Origin of the sequence: Caulobacter sp. CCH9-E1 (assembly GCF_001556515.1) — a bacterium.
Lineage (GTDB): Bacteria > Pseudomonadota > Alphaproteobacteria > Caulobacterales > Caulobacteraceae > Caulobacter.
The window spans coordinates 1-2792 of the sequence record NZ_LSJA01000309.1 but is presented as its reverse complement, the minus strand read 5'-3'; the positions used below and the strand labels follow the sequence as shown (position 1 = coordinate 2792).

General features: G+C 56.7%; 3 protein-coding genes. 1 reads left to right on the top strand and 2 read right to left on the bottom strand.

The window, feature by feature from the left end; all coding sequences use genetic code 11:
• Window positions 1-1132: hypothetical protein (locus tag AX690_RS17450; RefSeq protein WP_156449716.1), on the bottom strand; the 1132-nt coding region annotated here is incomplete at its 3' end.
• Window positions 1129-1533: a hypothetical protein gene (locus AX690_RS17445; RefSeq protein ID WP_066684204.1), complete on the bottom strand. Its 405-nt coding sequence runs from the start codon at window positions 1531-1533 to the stop codon at window positions 1129-1131. The genes AX690_RS17445 and AX690_RS17450, both read right to left, overlap by 4 nt.
• Window positions 1534-2012: 479 nt before the next feature.
• Between AX690_RS17445 and AX690_RS17440 the strand changes: the two genes are divergently transcribed.
• Window positions 2013-2237 (top strand): hypothetical protein, encoded by a 225-nt coding sequence (locus AX690_RS17440; RefSeq protein WP_066684200.1) that lies wholly within the window; start codon window positions 2013-2015, stop codon window positions 2235-2237.
• Window positions 2238-2792: the final 555 nt, after the last annotated feature.

The window sequence follows — 2792 nt, the reverse complement described above, 5'->3', positions numbered from 1 at the left end:
ACGAAGGCTTTTGGTCGGCCGGATCATTCTGAAAAATGGCTCGCCAGCCGTCGCTCGCATGTTCGAGGCGAACGAACTTCGGCCAGTCGCCGAAGAAGGCGGTCATGCGCTCTTCGCAGTATTTGAACTCGTCGTCGGTCAGGTGACCTTTGAACACATGCGACGGCGTTGCTCTTGCCAGTTGGGCGCGCGCAGTGGGCGTCACCACTCGATCAACGAATGGTGATGGCGTGAAGAACAGCATGGAGGCATCACGTGCTGCACGGTCCGGCCACTTTTCCCAAAGTGTCACTTGCGGAACGATTTCCCCAGCCGGAACGCCCAACACGCTTGGCTTTTCGAGGCGACGAAGGCCGTTAGGAATCCGCCGAAACTGCTCGGGCAGTCTGACCGACGCGTCGGCAGAAATCCCGGCGGGCACCTTGAGAATGCGGAGGACATCCAGGTGCAGGCGTCGCCAGTGCTCGATCAAACCGGCGCGAATGGCGGCGCCTGGCTCGCTCAGGCCTGGAAACTGCGTCACGGCCAAGTCGGTGCGAAAGGCCACGTGGATGTGCAGCCCCTTGTTGCCGGAATAGTTCACGGTGATCCCGGCGAAGTCGGCGAACGCCGCGCAGTGGCGGTAGAGGTCGCCCATCGGACAATCGAGCGTGTTCTTCTTCGATCTGAGCCAGGACAATTGTTCGCCGAGGAACTGGATGTCTTCGTCGAACTCGAAGGTGAATACCTGGATCGGCGCCATGGCGACGCGGCCGCTGGGCGGTTCCCAGACCAAGCGATCTTCGTCGAAGGGGTCCGGAAGCTGAGCACCAATCCGCAATGGGTTGGCGAAGAACGATAGGCCGTTGCGAGGGTCGCAATCGAGACCGAAGGAGTCGGGCTCGACGATAAGCGTTTCGGCCAGCAGGTGATTGCGGCCTGCGCTATATTTCTCGACGTCCACAGGCACGTACAAGCCAGGCCCGACATCCGGCCGGAATAGCTGTGGGCCGAGAAAGCGGTCGGCGAAATCGTCAGTTTGTCGCCGCATCCCACGGCGGAACTGGTTGGCCGCGTGCTTGCCGAGGGCTGGCTCGAAGAAATTCGTCCAGAGAGATTCGCATTCCTCTACGACGGTTGCTGGATAGGTCATGCCGCCACCTGACTATCGCGCAGGTGGGAGAAGCAGCGACCACGGAACACACGGAGTTCCGCAGCGATCTGCTGGAAGGCGTCGCAATGCCCTCGATACGCAAGGCGTCCGTAAGCACCATCAGCCTCAACGCAGGTTATCACTTCCAGGTCGTCTCCCAGCCGCAACGACAGGGCGTGGCAGATAGAGCCCTGCGGGCCGTCACATTCACCAAGGTAATCGACAGTCAGTTCGCCCCGGAAGCTGACGCTGGAGCCAGGCAAGCGACTGGTGCCGTTCGGGAGATCGAGAGCTTCCTCTACCGCGCCCACGTAGGAGGCGAACTCTGCCGTCGAATGGTGGCGACACCAAGCGGTGGGATCGGGGTGGCGATTGGTGAGAACTTGCTCAAAACTATTCATTTTAGTTCTTCCTTTGCCCTGCCTGTATGGTGCGGGGCTGTCTGAAAAGCCGTGAGAGAAAACCGGTGCGGCCGGAAGGCGTTAGCCTGGCCCTGCCACTTAGTTGACCGTAATGAATCAGAGGTCGAAACATCTATATCTTTTATTTTCCATTTATAATCAGTTGCTTGTCTCGCCTCTCCTTGTCGGCCGGGAGCTAAATAGGTAGGTCAGGCGACATCACACGGTCGGCCTGGCTACCGCGAAAGGACCGACATGACCGACCTGTATTCCGCCCTACGGCGCCGACGACTGACCACCAGCCAGCGGCACTTTTCTACCTACTGGTGCTCGCGCGCGCCGAACTACCTCGCCCTTGGCGGTGGCATCTCGACGGATGCAAAGTTGGTCATCTTCCGGCGACTGCTCACGCATGGCCGATGGGGACTCGCCATCTGGGTCGGATGGCGAGTCCTCTTCGGTCAGACGGGTGCGCAGCGATGAACAAGCCGTCCATCCCGGGCACCTTCGACGCCCCTTACAAAGTCGAACTAGTGTTCAACTTCGATGACATGGCAGATGATTACCGTCGCATGGTCGCCGAGTGGTGGTGCTGCTATCAGACCGAGAGGCGATGGTTTCGCCGAGTTCACCAAAGTATGGGATTAGCCACGTTCTACTTCGAGGACCTCGTTGAGGCGACGATGTTCCGGTTGTCGAATTGAATTGCACTCGTGCTGTGCAATGAAATGTTCATTCATATTTGATGTAGACTATACATTCCCTGTCGTTATCGCTCCAGGCTTTCTGCGTGACGTAGTAGTGGAGAACATTCACTCGGTGGTAGCCAGGAAGGATCGCAAAACTATTATTTTCGCACTCCACGAACGCCCAAACCCTGTTGGCACCAACTTTATTCATGAATTCTCGATCATGTTCAAAGTGTACGTGGAATTCCATCTCGTGATTTTTGTTCTTTATAATTGGTATATAATTGTCCTCCCATTCTTTCTCGCTCATTTCTGATAATGGCTTCCTCGGAAACTGTTCGTCGAAGATATTCTGGTGCCGCATTGCAACCTCTCCATTGCTGATAAATTAAAAATATTTGCTCGCATTGGGGAAAGTCATTATTAAAAGTCCGGCTCAAGGAAGATTTTTATATTGACCGCGATCGGCGCCGTGATGGATCATTGCGACGGCCTATCGCACGGGTCGTACTACTGACGTTTGCGCGCGCGGCGATGGGGGTATGGTCGAACAGTAGGGGTGTGCTTTCC